15 protein-coding genes are annotated in these 18,503 nt (G+C 71.8%); 9 read left to right on the forward strand and 6 right to left on the reverse strand.

The genetic code is table 11. The features are described 5' to 3' along the window. The first annotated feature begins 58 nt into the window (after positions 1-58). The 7 genes from ACIBO1_RS10255 (at position 59) to ACIBO1_RS10285 (ending at position 9,289) form a co-directional block, all read left to right on the forward strand. Positions 59-973: a fructosamine kinase family protein gene (locus ACIBO1_RS10255; RefSeq protein ID WP_396743627.1), complete on the forward strand. Its 915-nt coding sequence runs from the start codon at positions 59-61 to the stop codon at positions 971-973. Next, positions 970-1,983: a GTP 3',8-cyclase MoaA gene (gene moaA / locus ACIBO1_RS10260; RefSeq protein ID WP_396743631.1), complete on the forward strand. Its 1,014-nt coding sequence runs from the start codon at positions 970-972 to the stop codon at positions 1,981-1,983. Before ACIBO1_RS10255 ends, moaA begins: the two co-directional genes overlap by 4 nt. Beyond that, a complete protein-coding gene (locus tag ACIBO1_RS10265) occupies positions 1,980-2,234 on the forward strand; it encodes a MoaD/ThiS family protein (protein WP_396743634.1) in 255 nt (84 codons plus the stop codon). The genes moaA and ACIBO1_RS10265 overlap by 4 nt, the downstream gene beginning before the upstream one ends. Positions 2,235-2,245: 11 nt before the next feature. Continuing rightward, positions 2,246-3,529: a metallophosphoesterase gene (locus tag ACIBO1_RS10270; protein WP_396743637.1), complete on the forward strand. Its 1,284-nt coding sequence runs from the start codon at positions 2,246-2,248 to the stop codon at positions 3,527-3,529. A gap of 61 nt (positions 3,530-3,590) precedes the next feature. Then, a complete protein-coding gene (locus tag ACIBO1_RS10275) occupies positions 3,591-6,800 on the forward strand; it encodes a UvrD-helicase domain-containing protein (protein WP_396743640.1) in 3,210 nt (1,069 codons plus the stop codon). A gap of 167 nt (positions 6,801-6,967) precedes the next feature. Continuing rightward, positions 6,968-7,882 carry a flagellar basal body protein FliL gene (locus ACIBO1_RS10280; protein WP_396743643.1) on the forward strand — a complete coding sequence of 305 codons (915 nt, stop codon included), beginning with the start codon at positions 6,968-6,970 and terminating at the stop codon, positions 7,880-7,882. Positions 7,883-8,050: 168 nt separating this feature from the next. After that, positions 8,051-9,289 carry an AAA family ATPase gene (locus tag ACIBO1_RS10285; protein ID WP_396743646.1) on the forward strand — a complete coding sequence of 413 codons (1,239 nt, stop codon included), beginning with the start codon at positions 8,051-8,053 and terminating at the stop codon, positions 9,287-9,289. Between the two features lie 136 nt (positions 9,290-9,425). Here ACIBO1_RS10285 and ACIBO1_RS10290 read toward each other — a convergent pair whose 3' ends face one another. Further along, on the reverse strand, positions 9,426-9,971 hold the full coding sequence (locus ACIBO1_RS10290) for a GNAT family N-acetyltransferase (protein WP_396743649.1): 546 nt from the start codon (positions 9,969-9,971) through the stop codon (positions 9,426-9,428). 150 nt (positions 9,972-10,121) lie between these two features. Between ACIBO1_RS10290 and ACIBO1_RS10295 the strand changes: the two genes are divergently transcribed. Together ACIBO1_RS10295 and ACIBO1_RS10300 are read left to right on the forward strand one after the other, a co-directional pair. Continuing rightward, on the forward strand, positions 10,122-10,667 hold the full coding sequence (locus ACIBO1_RS10295) for a DoxX family protein (RefSeq protein ID WP_396743652.1): 546 nt from the start codon (positions 10,122-10,124) through the stop codon (positions 10,665-10,667). Positions 10,668-10,891: 224 nt separating this feature from the next. Then, positions 10,892-12,334 (forward strand): glycosyltransferase 87 family protein, encoded by a 1,443-nt coding sequence (locus ACIBO1_RS10300; protein WP_396743655.1) that lies wholly within the window; start codon positions 10,892-10,894, stop codon positions 12,332-12,334. A 46-nt stretch (positions 12,335-12,380) separates the two neighbouring features. On the opposite strand, the gene ACIBO1_RS10305 is transcribed toward ACIBO1_RS10300, so the two are convergent. The 5 genes from ACIBO1_RS10305 to ACIBO1_RS10325 form a co-directional block, all read right to left on the reverse strand. Beyond that, positions 12,381-12,800: a molybdenum cofactor biosynthesis protein MoaE gene (locus ACIBO1_RS10305; RefSeq protein WP_396743658.1), complete on the reverse strand. Its 420-nt coding sequence runs from the start codon at positions 12,798-12,800 to the stop codon at positions 12,381-12,383. Beyond that, the gene (locus ACIBO1_RS10310; protein WP_396743661.1) at positions 12,794-14,053 is read right to left on the reverse strand and encodes a molybdopterin molybdotransferase MoeA; all 1,260 of its coding nucleotides are present in this window, start codon (positions 14,051-14,053) and stop codon (positions 12,794-12,796) included. The genes ACIBO1_RS10305 and ACIBO1_RS10310 overlap by 7 nt, the downstream gene beginning before the upstream one ends. Before the next feature lie 22 nt (positions 14,054-14,075). Next, positions 14,076-14,546: a molybdenum cofactor biosynthesis protein B gene (locus ACIBO1_RS10315; protein ID WP_396743664.1), complete on the reverse strand. Its 471-nt coding sequence runs from the start codon at positions 14,544-14,546 to the stop codon at positions 14,076-14,078. Beyond that, positions 14,543-15,034 (reverse strand): cyclic pyranopterin monophosphate synthase MoaC, encoded by a 492-nt coding sequence (moaC, locus tag ACIBO1_RS10320; RefSeq protein ID WP_396743667.1) that lies wholly within the window; start codon positions 15,032-15,034, stop codon positions 14,543-14,545. The genes ACIBO1_RS10315 and moaC overlap by 4 nt, the downstream gene beginning before the upstream one ends. A 238-nt stretch (positions 15,035-15,272) precedes the next feature. Then, complete coding sequence (locus tag ACIBO1_RS10325; RefSeq protein ID WP_396743670.1) at positions 15,273-18,359, reverse strand: AfsR/SARP family transcriptional regulator; 3,087 nt, start codon at positions 18,357-18,359, stop codon at positions 15,273-15,275. Positions 18,360-18,503: the final 144 nt, after the last annotated feature.

Consider the following 18,503-nt stretch of genomic DNA (forward strand, 5'->3'; position numbering starts at 1 on the left):
TATACACGAGGCGTTAGTAGGGGACCCCTCCTTACACCCGAAGGGATACCTTGCGGGGATGGATCTGGCGTACCTGCGGGCGCATCCGGAGCAGTTGCCGACCTTCCTGACCCATCAGCGGATCCGGGAGACGCCGGTGAGCGGCGGCGACATCTGCGCCGCCAGCCGGCTGACGCTGGACGACGGGCACTCGGTGTTCGCCAAGACCTGGCCGGAGCACGCCGACCGGCAGGTGCCGGACGACTTCTTCGCCACCGAGGCGGCCGGGCTGCGCTGGTTACGGGAGGCCGGTGCCGTCGCCGTACCGGAGGTGCTGGTGGCGCTGCCCGACCTGCTCGCGTTGGAGTGGGTGCAGCCGGGTGAGCCCCAGCGGGCGGCGGCCGACCGCTTCGGGCGTGAGCTGGCCGAGATGCACCGGGCCGGAGCGTCCGCCTTCGGGGCACGCTGGCCGGGCTTCATCGGCGCGCTGCCGGCGGACAACACCCCGCACGACGGTCCCTGGCCGGTCTGGTTCGCACAGGCCCGGATCGTGCCCTACCTGCGTCGCTCGGTCGACGGAAGCGCCCTGGACGCCACCGCCGCCGCGCTCGTCGAGCAGGTCGTGACCCGGATCGACGAGTTCGGCGGTGACGAGCCGCCCGCCCGCATCCACGGCGACCTCTGGCCCGGCAACCTGCTCTGGGGCGCCGACGACCGGGTCTGGCTGGTCGACCCGGCCGCGCACGGTGGGCACCGGGAGACCGACCTCGCGCAGCTAGCGCTCTTCGGCGGGGCACCGTACGCGGACCGGATCCTGGCCGCGTACGACGAGACCTGGCCGTTGGCCGACGGCTGGCGGCACCGGGTGCCGCTGCACCAGTTACACCTGTTGCTGGTGCACACCGCCCTGTTCGGCAGCGGGTACCGGGATTCGGTCGTGCACGCCGCCCGGGCGGCCCTGAGCGGGGCCGAGCGCGCTACGGTCGACGGGTGACCGTCGCCCCGCCGACCGCCGGCGCCCTTGTCGACCGGTACGGCCGCGTCGCCCGGGACCTTCGGGTCTCGCTGACCGACAAGTGCAACCTGCGCTGTACGTACTGCATGCCCGCCGAGGGACTGCCCTGGCTGGCCGGGCCGCAGCTGCTCACCGACGACGAGGTGGTCCGGCTGATCCGGGTGGCGGTGTGCCGGCTCGGCGTGACCGAGGTCCGGTTCACCGGCGGCGAACCGCTGATCCGCCCGGGTCTCGTGGGCATCGTCTCGGCCGCCGCCGCACTCGACCCGCGTCCCCGGCTCTCGCTGACCACGAACGGCATCGGGCTGCACCGGCTGGCTCCGGCGTTGCGCGAGGCCGGGCTGGACCGGGTGAACGTCTCGCTGGACACGCTGGACCGTGAGCGCTTCACCCGGCTGACCCGACGCGACCGGCTCTCCGACGTGCTGGCCGGTCTGGCCGGTGCCGCCGACGCCGGGCTGACCCCGGTCAAGGTCAACGCGGTGCTGATGCGGGGCGTCAACGACGACGAGGCACCGGCACTGCTCCGCTTCGCCCTCGACCACGGCTACGAGCTGCGGTTCATCGAGCAGATGCCGCTGGACGCCCAGCACGGTTGGGACCGCGCCGCCATGGTCACCGCCGAGGAGATCCTGACGACGCTGCGGTCGGCGTACGCGCTGAGCCCGGACCCGACCGCGCGCGGCACCGCGCCCGCCGAGACCTGGCTGGTCGACGGCGGTCCGGCGCGGGTCGGCGTGATCGGCACGGTGACCCGGCCCTTCTGCGGCGACTGCGACCGGACCCGGCTCACCGCCGACGGTCAGATCCGCAACTGCCTGTTCGCCACCGAGGAGTCGAACCTGCGCGACGCGTTGCGGGCCGGGGCCGACGACGACGAGGTGGCCCGCCGCTGGACGGCGGCGACCTGGGGCAAGCGGGCCGGGCACGGCATCGACGACCCGACCTTCCTGCAACCGACCCGGCCGATGTCGGCCATCGGAGGGTGACCGTGGCGACCGTCACCGTGCGCTACTTCGCCGGGGCCCGCGCCGCCGCCGGTCGCGCCGAGGAGACCACCACCGCCGGGCGGTCGCTGGACGAGGTGCTGGCGGAGCTCTCCGAGCGGCACGGCGCGCGGCTGGTGCCGGTGCTCAAGGTGGCGAGTTTTCTGGTCGACGGCGTCACCTGTCATGATCGGAAGCAGCCGCTGCCGGCCGGAGCGACGATCGACGTCCTGCCTCCCTTCGCCGGTGGCTGAGGGGATCACACGTGTTCGCGGTACTCGGCTTCGTGGCCACGCTTGCCCTGATCACCGGGCTGATCCACCTCTACCTCTGGAAGCGGCTGGTCAAGGACACCACCACCGCCGGACGCTGGCGGCGGATCGGCACGGTCACCGCGGTGGTGCTGGCGCTGCTCGTACCGGCGACCATGATCGGCACCCGGTCCGGGATGTACTGGCTCGCCTGGCCGGGCTACCTCTGGCTCGCGGTGATGTTCTACCTGCTGGTGATCCTCGTCGCGCTGGAAGTGCCGATGCTGGTGACGCGGCTGGTGCTGCGCCGCCGGGCGGCGGCCGTCGCACCGGAGCCGGCCCTGGTCGGCAGCGCCACCCCGGCGGACCCGCCGGGCATCGACGACGCCGAGGCGAGCACTCCGGCAGCCGACCAGGCGGGTGACTCACCGGCCGCCGGAGCGGTCGGCCCGGACCACGACCCGTCCCGCCGGCTGCTGCTCGCCCGTGGCGCGGCGATCTTCGCCGGGCTCACCGCCACCGGCCTGGTCGGGTACGGGGTGCGGACCGCGATGGGTCCGCCCCGACTGGACCGGGTGCAGATCCCGCTGGCGAAGCTGCCGCGCAGCATGGACGGCCTGCGCATCGCCACCGTCTCCGACATCCACATCGGGCCGCTGACCGGGCGGGCGCACACCGAGCGGATCGTCGCCGCGATCAACCGCCTGGACGCCGACATCGTCGCCGTGGTCGGTGACCTGGTCGACGGCACGGTGGCCGAACTGGGCGACGACGCGGCCCCGCTGCGCGACCTGCGGGCCCGGCACGGCAGCTACTTCGTCACCGGCAACCACGAGTACTACTCCGGCGTCGAGGAGTGGGTGGCCGAGGTCGACCGGCTCGGGCTGCGGGTGCTGCAGAACCAGCGGTTGGAGATCGCCGCCCGGGGTGGCGTGCTCGACCTGGCCGGCGTCAACGACGTCAGCGCCGTGGGCACCGGTGTCTCCGCCCCGCCCGACTACGCGGCCACGCTCGCCGACCGGGACCCGTCCCGGCCGGTGGTGCTCCTCGCCCACCAGCCGGTGGCCGCGATGGAGGCCGCGAAGTACGGCGTCGACCTGCAACTGTCCGGTCACACCCACGGTGGTCAGATCGTGCCGTTCAACCTGCTGGTCAAGCTGGAGCAGCCGGTGGTCTCCGGCCTGGGCGAGGTGGACGGGACCAAGGTCTACGTGACCAACGGGGCCGGCTTCTGGGGCCCGCCGGTGCGGGTGGGCGCGGAGCCTCAGGTCACTCTCGTGGAACTGCGTTCGGCATAGCGAACCTCACGCCCGAGCGTGGCGGCGCGCACGGGCATGGCCGGTCGTGGCAGGATGCGGCGTGCCTCCGTTCAACGCCGTACCCCCCGGTGGCCGCCCGCCCTTCGTCGCGGATCTGCACATCCACTCGAAATACTCGCGGGCCTGCAGCCGTGACCTGACCCTGCCGAACCTCGGCTGGTGGGCGAAACGCAAGGGCATCGCGGTGCTCGGCACCGGTGATTTCACCCACCCCGCCTGGTACGACCACCTCCGGGAGACCCTGCGTCCCGCCGAGCCCGGTCTGTACCGATTGTCCGACGAGACCGAGCGGGACATCGCCCGCCGGTTGCCGCCCCGGCTCTCCAGTCACGCCGAGAGCGACCCGGTCCGGTTCATGCTCAGCGTGGAGATCTCGACGATCTACAAGCGGGACGACCGGACCCGCAAGGTCCACCACCTGATCTATCTGCCGGACCTGGACGCGGTGGGCCGCTTCAACACCGCGTTGGGCCGGATCGGCAATCTCGGGTCCGACGGTCGCCCGATCCTCGGCCTGGACTCCCGCGACCTGCTGGAGATCACGCTGGAGGCGAGCCCGGACGGCTACCTGGTGCCGGCGCACATCTGGACGCCGTGGTTCTCCGCGCTGGGCTCGAAGTCCGGCTTCGACGCGATCGCCGACTGCTACGCCGACCTGGCCGAACACATCTTCGCGGTGGAGACCGGCCTCTCCTCGGACCCGGCGATGAACTGGCGGGTCGGCAGCCTGGACGCCTACCGGCTGGTGTCCAACTCGGACGCCCACTCGCCGCCCGCGTTGGCCCGGGAGGCGACCGTCTTCGCCTCGGAACGGGACTACTTCGGCATGCGGGAGGCGCTGCGGACCGGCGACGGGCTCGCCGGCACGATCGAGTTCTTCCCCGAAGAGGGCAAGTACCACGCGGACGGCCACCGGCTGTGCGGGGTGAACTGGGCGCCGGAGCGGACCAGGGCGGCCGGCGGACGCTGCCCGGAGTGCGGCAAGTCGCTCACGGTGGGCGTGCTGAGCCGGGTCGAGGACCTGGCCGACCGACCTGAGGGATACCGGCCGGAGCACGCGCCCGAGGTGACCCACCTGATCCAGCTCGCCGAGATCCTCGGCGAGATCAACAAGGTCGGCCCGCGTTCCAAGAAGGTCGAGGGCAAGCTCACCGACCTGGTCGCCGCGCTCGGCTCCGAACTGGACATCCTGACGCGTACCCCGTTGGACGACATCGGGCGGGTCGGCGGTGAACTGCTCGCGGAGGGCATCGGCCGACTGCGCCGCGACGAGGTCCGCCGGGTGCCCGGCTACGACGGCGAGTACGGCGTCATCACCCTCTTCGACCCGACCGAACTGGGTGCCGGCGCGGCCTCGGGCGGGCAGGAGACGCTGTTCGACGTACCGGTGCAGGTGCCCACGCAGCGGCGACCGGCCGAGTCGAGCGGCTCGGAGACGAAGGCGAAGCGACCGACGGCCAAGGCGGAACCGAAGCGCAAGGCGGCCCCCGTGCCGGCACCGGCACCGCCGATCGCGCCGGCACCCTCCCCACACGAACCGTTCGAGCCGATGCTCGCCGGCATGGAGGAGGTGGGCAGCGGGCTGCTCGACCGGCTCGACGCCATGCAGCGGGTGGCCGCCTCGGCACCCGGCGGTCCGCTGCTGATCGTCGCCGGACCGGGCACCGGCAAGACCCGTACGCTGACCCACCGGATCGCGTACCTCTGCGCGGAGCTGAACGTCTTCCCCGAGCGGTGCCTGGCGATCACCTTCACCCGACGCGCTGCCGAGGAACTGCGGCACCGACTCGACGGGCTGCTCGGACCGGTCGCCGAGGACGTCACCGTGGGCACGTTCCACTCGCTCGGACTGACCATCCTGCGGGAGAACGCGGCCACCGCTGGTCTGCCGGACGACTTCCGGATCGCCGACGACGCCGACCGGACAGCCGCCCGCGCGGAGGCCGGGGACGATCCGGCGCGGTACACGTCGCTGCTGCGCAAGCAGGGCATGGTCGACCTGGACGGTCTGCTCACCCTGCCGGTGGCGCTGCTGCGCGACGACCGCAGGCTGGTCGAGCGCTACCGGGACCGCTGGCAGTGGATCTTCGTCGACGAGTACCAGGACGTCGACGCCGTGCAGTACGACCTGCTGCGTCTGCTCAGCCCCGCCGACGGCAACCTCTGCGCGATCGGTGACCCGGACCAGGCGATCTACTCGTTCCGGGGGGCCGACGTCGGATACTTCCTGCGCTTCTCGCAGGACTTCACCGACGCCCGCCTGGTCCGGCTGAACCGCAACTACCGGTCCTCCGCGCCGATCCTGGCCGCCGCCGTGCAGGCCATCGCGCCGTCGTCGCTGGTCCGGGGACGCCGACTGGACCCGGCCCGACTCGACCCGGAGGCCCCGCTGGTCGGACGGTACGCCGCGGCGTCCGTCGCCGACGAGGCCGACTTCGTGGTACGCACCGTCGACGAGCTGGTCGGCGGGCTGTCCCACCGGTCGCTGGACTCCGGGCGCATCGACGGTCGGTCGAGCACGCTGTCCTTCTCCGACATCGCGGTGCTCTACCGCACCGACTCGCAGGCCGCGCCGATCGTGGACGCCCTGGCCCGGGCCAACGTCCCGGTGCAGAAGCGATCGCACGACCGGTTGCGGGACCGGCCCGGCGTGATGGCCATCGCCCGCGAGCTGCGGCACGTCACCGGTGTCGACGGCGCACTGCCCGCCCGGGTACGCCTCGCTGGCCAGTCGCTCGCGGAACGGTTCGCGACCCCCACCCTCGACGGCTCGCACGGGGTCCGGCCGGAGGACGTGCGTACCGCGGTCGACCTGCTGACCCCGCTGGCCCGCCGCTGCGGTGACGACCTGGAGATGTTCCTGTCCCAGCTCGCCACCGGGGCGGAGGTGGACGCGCTCGACCCCCGTGCCGAGGCGGTCACCCTGCTGACCCTGCACGCCGCCAAGGGCCTGGAATTCCCGGTGGTCTTCCTGGTCGGGGCCGAGGACGGACTGCTGCCGTTGCGCTGGCCGGGCAGCACGCCGGACGACGAGGCGATCGCCGAGGAGCGACGGTTGTTCTTCGTCGGGCTGACCCGGGCACAGGACCGGCTCTACGTCAGCCACGCGGCACGTCGGGTCCGGCACGGGTCGGAACGCGACTGCCGACCGTCTCCGTTCCTCGACGTGATCGACGCCGGCCTCTTCGAACGACTCGGCGACGCCGCCGGACCTCGTCGACCGAAGGACCATCAGCTCCGGCTCATCTGAGCGTCCGCCGACCCGCCCCGCCCTCCGCAGGGCGGGGCGGGCGGGGGCCGCAGTGACCGGTCCGTGATCGCGTACGGACGATCAGTGAGACGGTCACACGCTACGGTGACGTGGGCGACGACCGGCTGCGGCCCACCGATTCCACCCACGGCTTCAGGAGTGCGTGCATGGCGAACTACGGACCACCGGCGGGCGGCGGTCCTTCGCCGTGGCACGAGCCGGGCCATGATGAGGGGTACGGCTCCGATCGCCGACCGCCCGACCGCCACCGCCCCTATGACGCGGCGCCACCACCCGACGACGGCCGGCCTCCCTACGGCGACGGACAGGGCCACGGCGGCCAGCCCTACGGCGGCCAGCCCTACGGCGGTCAGGGCCACGGCGGTCCGGGCTACGGCGATGGGCGGTCCCACGGCGGGCAGCCCTACGGCAGCAGCGGGCAGGGCCATGGCGGTGGCCAGCCCTACGGTGGCGGCTACGGTCCGGGGACGAGCGGGCCGCAGTACCCGGGCAGTGGACACGAGGCGGGCCACGGATCCGACTCGCAGGACACCGCGACGTACCCGGCCTATCAGGACGGCGCTGCGGAGACCGCGTACGCCGGACAGCCGCCGCCGGAACGCGGGCGCGGTCGGGGTCGGATCTTCGCGGTACTGGCGACGGTGTTGGTGCTCGTGCTCGGCGGCGCGACCGCGTTCTACCTGATCGGGCAGAACGACGAGACGCCGACGCCGGTGGCCGCTCCCACGCCCGAGGAGGCACCGGTGACCCCGGCCGGGCCGGACGACGAGGACGAGGAGCCGGCCAGCTCGCCGTCGGACGCCTCGTCCACCGATCCTCGGTTCGTCGAGCCGGGCCAGTGCGTACGCAACGAGGGCCCCGCCGGTGGCAAACCCAAGCTGGTGATCAGCGAGTGCGCGCCGAAGTCGTACGAGGTGCTGCGCCGCTTCGACGGCAAGACCAGCGGGGAGCGGGACGCCGAGGCGAAGTGTGCGCCGGTCGACGGCTACACCAACTGGTACTTCTACGACAGCGAGCTGGACTCGCTGGACTTCGTGCTCTGCCTCAAGCAGCGCGGCTGACCTCAAGCAGCGCGGCTGACCTCAGGTCCGGCGTCGACGATCGGTAAAACTAGTGCTGTCTAGCGTGGACGCTAGACAGCACTAGTTTTGGCTCGACCGGCAACACACCGGTAGCCCCGTCTATCCATGTCTAGCCTCCCACCTAGACGGCCCGATACTGTGCGATTCGTGGATCCGGTCCGCAACCCGTACGCCCCGGGCGCTGGTCAGCGCCCGCCCGAACTGGCCGGGCGGGGGCGGGAGCTGGACGTCTTCGACATCGTGCTGGAACGCATCGCCCGGGGACGTCCGGAGCGGAGTCTGATGCTCACCGGGTTGCGGGGCGTCGGCAAGACCGTGCTGCTGAACACGCTGCGCTCGCAGGCGATCAACAGCCTCTGGGGCAGCGGCAAGATCGAGGCCCGCCCAGATCAGTCGCTACGCCGACCGATCGCCGCCGCCCTGCACATGGCCGTCCGGGAACTGGCCCCACGGCATCGCGCACCGGACCGGATCGACGCGTTCCTCGGGGTACTCAAAGCCTTCGCCCAACGGGGTGCCCCGACCGGTCGCGCCGGTGCCGCCAAGCTGCGCGACCGGTGGCAGCCCGGCATCGACGTACCGGCGGCCACCGGCCGGGCCGACTCCGGCGACATCGAGATCGACCTGGTCGAGCTGCTCACCGACGCCGCCTCGGTGGCCAGCGACGTCGGCACCGGCGTCGCCGTCTTCATCGACGAGATGCAGGACCTCGGGCCGGAGGACGTCTCCGCACTCTGCGCGGCCTGCCACGAACTCTCCCAACTCGGCGCACCGCTGATCGTGGTCGGTGCCGGTCTGCCGCACCTGCCGGCGGTGCTGAGCGCCGCCAAGTCGTACTCCGAGCGGCTGTTCCGCTACCAACGCATCGACCGGCTCGACCGCATCGCCGCCGACCAGGCACTCTGCGCACCGGCCGAGCGGGAGGACGTGGAGTACGAGCCGAAGGCGCTCGACCTGCTCTACGAAAAGTCCGGCGGGTACCCGTACTTCGTCCAGGCGTACGGGAAGGCGACCTGGGACCACGCCCCCCGGTCACCGATCACCGCCGCCGACGTACGGGTGGCCGCCCCGGAGGCCGAGGCCGAGCTGGCGGTGGGCTTCTTCGGTTCGCGTTTCGAGCGGGCCACTCCCGCCGAACGCGAGTACATGCGGGCGATGGCGACGCTCTCCCTGGTCGAGGGGGCAGCCGACGGAGGCGGCCGGGACGACATGGACGCCGCGGTGCCGACCGCCGAGATCGCCCGTGCCCTCGGCCGCAAGCCCGCCAGCCTCTCGCCGGCCCGGGACGCCCTGATCAAGAAGGGTTTGATCTACTCCGGGGAACGCGGCACGGTCGCCTTCACCGTCCCGCACTTCGGCCGCTACCTGCGCACCCAACCCGCCTGACCCGACCTGCCGACCTCGCCGCGAGATCACGCTCGATCCGGGATCGAGTGGTCTCGGGGCGAGGGTGACAGCACTCGATCCTGCATCGAGCACGACCACAACTCCATGATCGCGGAGGCAGGTGAGGTGGGGCGGGTCAGACCTTGGACCACGGGGGCGGGAAGACGACCTCACCCCGTGGGGCGGCCGGCTCGCCCGAGGTCGTCGGAGGGAGGACCAGGGCCTGCCATGGTTCGCCCAGACCGGACCAGGGACTGGTCAGGCCCATCCGGTCGGCTCGGCTGAAGCCGAAGCGCCGGTAGTACGCGGGGTCGCCGAGCACCACGACCAGCCGCTCGCCGAGTTCCGTGGCCGCCTCCAGGGCGGCCTGCACCACCGCGCCACCGAGCCCGATCCGTTGCCGGTGCGGTGCCACCGCCACCGGCCCGAGCACCAGCGCCGGGGCGTTGACCCCGTCCGCGCAGACCCGAACCCGGGTCAGCAGGGCGTAGCCGACGATCTCACCGCCGTACTCGGCGACCATCGCCAGGTTCGGGAGCCACGCGTCGCCGGCCCGCAGTTCGTCGACGAGGCGTACCTCCGGCGGGGTGGTCACGTCGGGGCGGGCGAAGGCGGCGGCCAGTACCCGGCGGACCGCGCCGGTGTCTGCCGGGTCCTCGGGTCGGAGCCGCAGCGTCGTCACGCGGGGAGGTTACCGCGCGTGACGCATCCATCAGTGACGGTCGCTGGAATCGGCGTGGCGTGTCGCCACTCGGGCCACCCGGCCCACCCGATCGATCGAGATGGGCCGTTGCGGGGCATGTCGAGGTCACGGACGGGGTATGACTGTTCCATGACGCCCGTACGATCCCTCGCCCGCGCCATGTTGAGCGGCATCTTCGTGGTCAGCGGCGCCCGCAACTTCACCAGCCCCGAACGTCTGGTGCCGGCGGCGCAGCCGGTCACCGACCGGGTGGCGCCGCTGCTGCAACGGGCGGACGCCCGCATCCCCACCGACACGGTGAGCCTGATCCGAGCCAACGCAGCCGTCCAGTTCGGCGCGGGGCTGATGCTGGCCACCGGGAGGTTCACCCGGCCGGCGGCGCTGGTGTTGGCCGGCACGTTGGTGCCGGTCACCCTCGCCGGGCATCCCTTCTGGCGTAACGACGACCCGGCGGCGCGGAACAACAACCAAATTCACTTCCTGAAGAACCTCGGTCTCCTCGGTGGGCTGTTGCTCGCCGCGGCGGACACCGAAGGGAAGCCGGGACTGCGGTGGCGGGCCGGTCACCGGATCGGCCACTCCCGACGGTCGGTACGCCGTGCCGTCCGGACCGCACGTCGCGAAGCCCGGATCGCCGTCCGATCGGCGGCAACCGCGCGCCGGATCCCCGGCTGAGTCTCGTCACCCCTCGCTGACCTGCGTTTATCCCACCCCCAGTCTGGCTAAGGCCGCGAATCACCTGAACCGCCCGGTAGGCGTTAACGCGGTGGAAATGTCAAAAGATGGTGTGGGATCGGACACGGTCGCATAACGCGGGAGGCACTGACGTGAGGCGCCGTTCTAGGCTCCCTACCGGACCTGGACGGGTAGGACGACCTTGGTACGGGGGTGGCCGAGCCATGCCGACGAGCGTCGGTAGAAGGCTGGACCGCCTCGCCGCAGTCCGTCGCGTAACGCGTGGGATCGATCGTAGGACAGTCGTACGGGCTGGCATCGTCGCCGCCGTCGCCTATGCCGCATGGCTTGCCATCGGCGCTTTCGGGCGTCCGTACAACTTCTTCGACATGAAGATCTATCACGGCGCGGTGGTCTGGTGGGCGAGCGGTCACGAGCTGTACGAGTTCGTCGCGCCCGACACCACACTGGGTTTCACCTACCCACCCTTCGCCGGGCTGGCGATGCTGCCCATGGCGCACCTGCCGGTGGCCGTGGCGGGGCTGGTGAACGCGCTGGTCAGCATCGCCGCGCTGGCCGTGGTGCTGGCCGCCCTGCTGCGGCCGATCGTGGACCGGCTGGGCTGGCCACTGTGGTACACGGTGGCCATCGCCACGCCGGTCGCGCTCGCCATCGAGCCGACCCGCGAGACCCTCGGCTACGGGCAGGTCAACCTGCTGCTGTTCGCCCTGATCATGGCCGATCTGGTGGCGCTGCGCTGGCGGTCCCGGCGCGGCACGCACCAGGCGGACAGCGACGGGCCCCTGCTGCGATTCGTCTACGGTGGCGCCTGGGCCGGCGTGGGCATCGGTCTGGCCACAGCCGTGAAGCTCACCCCGGCGTTGTTCATCTTCTACCTGATGATCACTCGCCAGTGGCGGGTGGCCGCGACCGCGATCGGCACCACCGTCGCCGTGACCATCGGCAGCTTTGGCATCGTGGGCGCCGAGTCCCGGGCCTACTTCGGCAACGTGCTGTGGCAGACCGAGCGGGTCGGCGCCGCCGACATGACGCCCAACCAGTCGCTGGCCGGTCTGCTGGCGCGGCTGTACGACTCGATCGAGACCCCCACGCTGCTCTGGCTCGCCTTCGCGGTGCTGGTGCTGGCGCTGGGCCTGTCCCGGGCCTCGCAGTCGCACGCCGACGGTGACGAGCTGACCGCCTTCACCCTGGTCGGCCTGACCGCCAACGTGATCAGCCCGATCTCCTGGACGCACCACCTCGTCTGGGTGATCCCGGCGATCATCGTGCTGGCCGACGCGGCGATCCGCCGCCACGACGCCAGCCGAGGTCCGGCCCTGCGGGCCACCTCCGGCGCGTACGGCGGTCCACCGGGTGTCTCCGCGCTCCGCCCGCCGATCTGGTACCCGACGTTGACCGGGCTCCGGCACGGCATCGCCGCGCTCGGGCTCTATCTGCTCTTCCTGATCTCGCCGATCTGGCCGTACGAGCACCAACTCCCCGAGGTCTCGCACTACGAGAACGGGCTGTTCGGGGTGCTGATGGAGAACTCGCTGGCGCTGGCGCTGATCGTGCTGGTCGCCGCTCTGCCGTGGCGTCCCGGTGCGGAACCCGCCTTCTACACCGACCGGATGGCCCGCATCGCGCTGCTGCACAGCCGGCGCTGACCGGGGCGTCGACGGTGCCGGGTCGACGTGACCCGGCACCTGCGGATCACGGGCAGTTGACCCACTCCTCGGTGCCGTCGGCGAAGACCTGCCGCTTCCAGATCGGCAGCCGGGCCTTCACCTCGTCCACCAGCTTGGCGCAGGCGGCGAACGCGGCCGCCCGGTGCGCGGTGCTGACCGCCGCGACCAGCGCCGCGTCGCCGATGGCGAGCGGGCCGATCCGGTGCGACACGGCCACCGCGTAGACGTCGGGATCGGCGGCGATCTCGGCGGCCACCTCCCGCAGGATGGCGGCGGCGCTCGGGTGGCCCTCGTACTCCAGGCTCACCACTGCGCGGCCGTGGTCGTGGTCGCGTACCATCCCGGCGAAGGAGACCACCGCGCCGGCCCGCCGGTCGGCGACGGCCGCCTCGTGGGCCGCCAGGTCCAGCGGTTGCTCGGTGACGTCCCCGACCACGATCACCACGCCCGCTCCCCGGGCAGCAGCGGCAGCGGCACCAGCGGCACCCGGTCACCGGCGGCACCGGTGCTGCCCGGCCGGATCACGGCGAACCCGTCCGCGCCGGAGAGGCCGCGCAGCATCGCCGACCCGACGTGCCGGACCGGGCGGGCCGTCCCGGCGGCCCGGTCGAGCCGGACCAGGGCGAGGTGGGTGTGGTCGCCGCGTCCCGGCACCGGCTCGGCCAGCGTGACGTGCGGCAGCACCGGCGCCACCCGGCCGGCTAGGCCTGCCAGCAGCGGCGCGACCAGCGAGACCAGCGCGACGACGGCGGACTGCGGGTTGCCGGGCAGCCCGGCGACGAACCGGACCCGACCGTCGTTGCCGACCACCCGGGCCAGCAACATCGGGAAACCGGGGCGTACCGCGACGGTGTTGACCACGTAGTCCGCGCCCAGTTCGGCCAGCGCCGGATGCAGGTGGTCGACCGGCCCGTGCATCGTCCCGCCGGTGGTGCAGACCAGGTCGGCGTGGGCCAACGCGGACCGCAGCGCGGCCACGTGGTCGGGCAGCGTGTCGGCCACCGGTCCGACCACGTCGGCCGGACGGATCTGACAGCCGTACCGCCGCAGCCAACTCGGCACGGTCGGGCCCAGCGCGTCCCGGACCCGCCCGGCGGCAGGCGGACCGGCGGTGAGTAGTTCGTCCCCGAAGACCAGCAGCGCGGCCCGGGGCTGGCGGCGTACCCGCAGCGTGTCGTGGCCGCAGGAGGCGGCCAGGCCGATCACGGCCGGGTCGACCGGGGTACCGGCCGGGAGCAGTTCCTCACCGGCCGCGGCCTCCTCGCCCGGATCCCGCCACTCCGGCGTCCCGCGCGGCACGCCGTCGACCGACCCGTCGGCGGTACGCGTCGACTCCTCCACCCGCAGCACGGCGGAGGTGCCCGACGGCACCATCGCGCCGGTGGCGATCTCGACGGTCGTCCCGTCCTCGGTCAACGGGGCCGGTTTGCCGCCGGCCAGCACCCGCCCGACCACCCGCCACGGACCGGCGCCCCGGACCGCCCAGCCGTCCACACTCGACGTGGGGAACGCCGGCAGGTCCGTCCGGGTGGTGAGCGGTTCGGCGAGGGTGTACCCGTCGACGTCGGCGAGTGGGCGCTCGACTGCGGGAAGTGCGGCGGCCAGGCCCACCGCGTACACCCGGGAGCGCGCTTCCTCCCAACCGGCCGGCGGCGGCGCGGCGGCGCCCTCGGTGGCGGATGCGGTTTCCGTTCTCACCCGGCCGAGCCTATCGGTTCGCCTAGTGGTCGCCACCGCGCAACTGGTCGACGGTGTGCACGAGGATCGGCCCCAGCACGGCGAGACCGTCCCGCGCGCCACCGGTGGAGCCCGGCAGGTTCACCACCAGAGTGCGACCGGCCACCCCGGCCACCCCTCGGGACAGCACCGAGGTGGGCACCCGGTCACGGCTGTACGCGCGCAGCGCCTCGGCGATGCCGGGGATCTCGTAGTCGAGCAGGGCCCGGGTCACGTCGGGCGTGCGGTCGGTCGGCGTGACCCCGGTCCCGCCGCTGGTGACCAGCACGTCGACACCGTCGGCCAGTGCGGCTCGGATGGCCTGACCGACCGGGTCGCCGTCCGGCACCACCACCGGCTCGTCCACCTCGCAGCCCAGTTCACGCAGGCCTTCGACGAGCAGCGGACCGCTGGTGTCGGCGTAGACGCCGGCGGCGGCGCGATTGGAGGCCACCACCACCCGGGCGCGGATCACGGCCGGTCCGCCGGACGCTCCCACAGGCCGGTCTTGCCGCCCTCCTTGCGCACCACCCGGATCGCCTCGACGCTCGCCGCCGGGTCGACCGCCTTGACCATGTCCACCAGGGCCAATCCGGCGACGGCCACGGCGGTCAGCGCCTCCATCTCGACGCCGGTCCGGTCGGCCGTGCGGGCGGTGGCGGTGATCTCGACGCTGTCCGTGGTGGGTACCAGGTCGACGGTGACACCGTGCAGCGCGATCGGGTGGCACAGCGGGATCAGGTCGGGGGTGCGCTTGGCGCCCATGATCCCGGCCAGTCGGCCGACCGCGAGCGCGTCGCCCTTGGGCAACCCGTCCCGGCGGAGCAGCTCGATCACCTCGGACGTGGTGCGCAGCCGACCGGCCGCGACTGCCACCCGGCCGGAGACCTGCTTGGCGGAGACGTCGACCATGCGCGCCGCACCGGTCGCGTCGACGTGGGTGAGCTGGGCGGGTTCCGTCACGCTGGCGAGCCTATCCCTCCGCACCGACGTGCCCGGTGTGCGGTGTGCGGTGCTTCGCGGAAGGAGTGGCGCTCGCGCGCCGCCCCCTTCCGCACCCTGCCGTGGTAGTCGAGACGTACCGATGGCAGGTGTCGCGACGAGATCCGTCGGTGGCGGATCTCCCCCCGTCGGCGAACGTCGAGACGCTACCGAGCCGGTCGATAAGAAATCGATAAGCGACGGCAGCCGGGACCGAGGCTCAGGAGTACTCCGTGACGTGGCGGTGCCCGGTCTCGGTGACGTCCGCCAGCCGGCGTTCCATCTCGAACCGCTCCGGCACCCCCATCCGACGGAAGATCGCCAGCGCACGCTCCCAGTGCCGACGCGCAGCGACCGGATCGTCGGCCCACAACTGGTCGGCCAGTCCCGCGAGTGCCCTTCCCTGCTCGTACGGATGACCGATCCGCGTCGCCACCTGCAACGCCTCACGGTGCAGGCCGATCAACCGGTCGACATCGCCGGACTCGGCGAGGGTCAGCGCCAGGTCGTTCAGAGCGGCGGCTTCGACGTGGCGCTCACCTGAGTCGATCGCCAGTCTCCGGGCGGTCTCGTGCTGGTCCACCGCCTCCTCGATCCGACCAAGACACCGGAGCACTATGCCCATCTCGTTGCGTGCCTCCGGCTCGGCGTACCGGTGACCGGTGCGTTTGCGAAGGATCAGCACGGTCCTCAGGGCTCGGAGCGCCTCCTCGTACCGTCCCATCCGGCACTTCACCCCACCGATGTGACTCAGCGCGTTGAGGATGTGGAAGGTGCTGCCCGCCTGACGCCCGGAGAACAGGTGCAGGCGATGGAGGTGCAGCGCCTCGTCGTACCTGCCCAACAGCATCAGGGCGAGCCCGATGTTCGGCAGGAAGCTGGGCACCTCGTCGGCTCCGTACCCGTTGGCGCCGCGGAGGCACCGCGCACCCACCCGTACCGCTTCCTGGAGTTCACCACGCATCCAGTGCACTGCGACGAGATTCGTCCGGTACCGGCCGAGGTTCGGCAGGTCGTCGCGCCGCTCGGAGATCCGTACCGCCTCGGTGACGTGGGCGAGCGCGTCCCGATAGTTGCCGGTGCGCAGGTAGGCGGAGGCGACATAGTTGTGCATGGCGGCCACGGCATCATCCGCCCCGGCCGCCTGGGCCGCCAGGAGCCCCTGTCGGTGGGTGAAGACGATGTCGTCGAAATAGGCGCGCACGTAGAGAAATCGCCAGAGCAGCCTGGCCAGTCGCCATGCCTGTTCGTGGTGTCCCTCCTCGTACGCCCGGGCGACGAGTGCCACCAGGTTGACCCGCTCCGCCGCCATCCATTCCTCGGTGGGTTCACCCGCAGCGCTTCGCAGGTCGGGACGGCGGGGTGAATCAAGGGTCACATGCCGGCGGACGAATCTGGACTCGAGACGGTCGGCGACCGGAAAGCTCAGATGAAGCATGATGTCGATCAGATTGCCGAAGGCCTCGTCGCGAACGGCCGCCACATCGTGTCGTAACGACAGTTCGTGCGAGTACTGCCGGATGAGGTCGTGCATCCGGTAACGGCCGATCCCGACCTCCTCGACCAGATGACAATCCAGGAGGTCATCGAGTGCGTGGGCGGTGTCCGCAGCTTCGAGTCCGGACAACGCACTCGCGATCGTCATATCGAATTCGTCACCCGGATGAACGCTGAGCAGCCGGAACAGTCGCCTGGCGGCATCAGGCAACGACTCGTAGGAGGCAGCGAAGGCACCCGCGACGGTTCGGTCGCGCGACGTGAGGTGATCCAGCCGCCGGACGTTGTCCCCGAGCAGGGTCGCGAGGTCGGCCAGCCGCCAGGTTGGGCGATGTGCCAGCCGCGAGCCGGCGAGCCGGATCGCCAGCGGCAGCCGTCCGCAGTGCTCCACCACGGCCGCTGCCGCCTCCGGTTCCGCCGCCACCCGGTCCGTGCCGACGGCCGAGGCGAGCAGGGCCACACCTTCCGCTCGGTCCATCACCGGCAGGGACAACGGCGGGCTGACGTCCAGGCCGGTGATCCGTCGCCGTGACGTCACGATCACCACGCATCCCGGTGACGTGGGCAGCAACGCGGCGACCTGCTCGGCGTCCGCCGCGTTGTCGAGCACGATGATCAACTTGTGGGCGGCCAACTCCTCGCGCCAGAGGGCGAGACGGTCCTGGAGTTCAGGAGGTATGCGGTCACCGGGAATGCCGAGCTGCCGCAGCAACGTGGCGAGTGCTGCGGACGTGTCCACCTTCTCCGCACGGTCGTGCCCCTTGAGATCGATGAACAGTCCGCCGTCCGGATAGTGCTCCCGTAACCGTCCGCCCACGTGGACGGCCAGCGAGGTCTTGCCGCTGCCGGCCATACCGTCGACGAGGTGCACGACTGGGGCGCGTCCTCCGACCCGGTGCGTCTCGGTCAGCAGATGTTCGACGGCGGCATCCCGGCCCACGAAGTCCGGGACTGCGCGTGGCAGCCAGACCACCCCCCGCCGCGGCGCCGACCCGAGGCGCGGCTGCTCCCGTGGCTCGGACGTGCTGGTGGAGGAAGCCGGTGCGAGGCCAGGGCTCCCGAGAGGCGCACGTTCCTGCTCGACTATCTGCTGGTGGAGCTTCCGGAGTTCGGCCCCGGGTTCGATGCCGAGGTGTTCCCGCAGCAGACGGCGAGCCCCGGCGTACGCGGCGATGGCACCGGCGTGGTCGTTCCTGAGGTACAGGGCGCGCATCAGAAGCAGATGGGCCCGCTCCCGCAGCGGTTCCCTGGCAAGCAGTTCCCGCAGCAGCGGCAGGACGGGTTCGTAGCGACCGAGCCGGATCTGCAACTCGGCCAGAAGTTCGGTCGCCAGCATCCGGTCCTCGGTCGCCGAGGCCACGTGCGCCAGCAGGGCCGGCCCGAGGGCCACGCCGGTGAGCATGGGTCCCTGCCACCGAGCCAGAGCCTGGCCGAGCAGCCTCGCCGCCTCCTCCTCGTCCGTGCCGACGAGTGCACGTGCCGCCTCGGCCTCCGACTGGAAGGCGTAGACGTCCACCTCGGCCCGCTTCACCATGAGTCGGTAGCCGTCCCCGGCCCGGACCAGGACCTCACGCCCGGGAAGCATCGACTCGATGCCGCGACGCAGATTGGCGGCGTACGTCCGGACGTTCGGCACGGCGGAGAGAGGCGGATCGTCCGGCCACAGTTCGTCGACGAGCTGATCGACCGAGACCAGATGCCCGGGATTGCACGCGAGTACCGCGAGCACGGTCTGTTGTTTCGGCGTGCCGAGGGTGAGCGTGACCGAGCCGAGACGGACGGCGAGCCCACCGAGGACCTGAACCTGCACTTGTCCCTCTACCGCATCCACCTGATCACCGTGTGCAGTTTAGCGACCACCAACCGGACAGATACCCCGCCCCGATGTGGGCATGCTGGCCGAAGCGGCGATGATATGGACAGACACTTCGGCCACCCTTGTCGAAAGGGAAAG

It is taken from the genome of Micromonospora sp. NPDC049903 (genome assembly GCF_044460945.1).
Lineage (GTDB): Bacteria > Actinomycetota > Actinomycetes > Mycobacteriales > Micromonosporaceae > Micromonospora.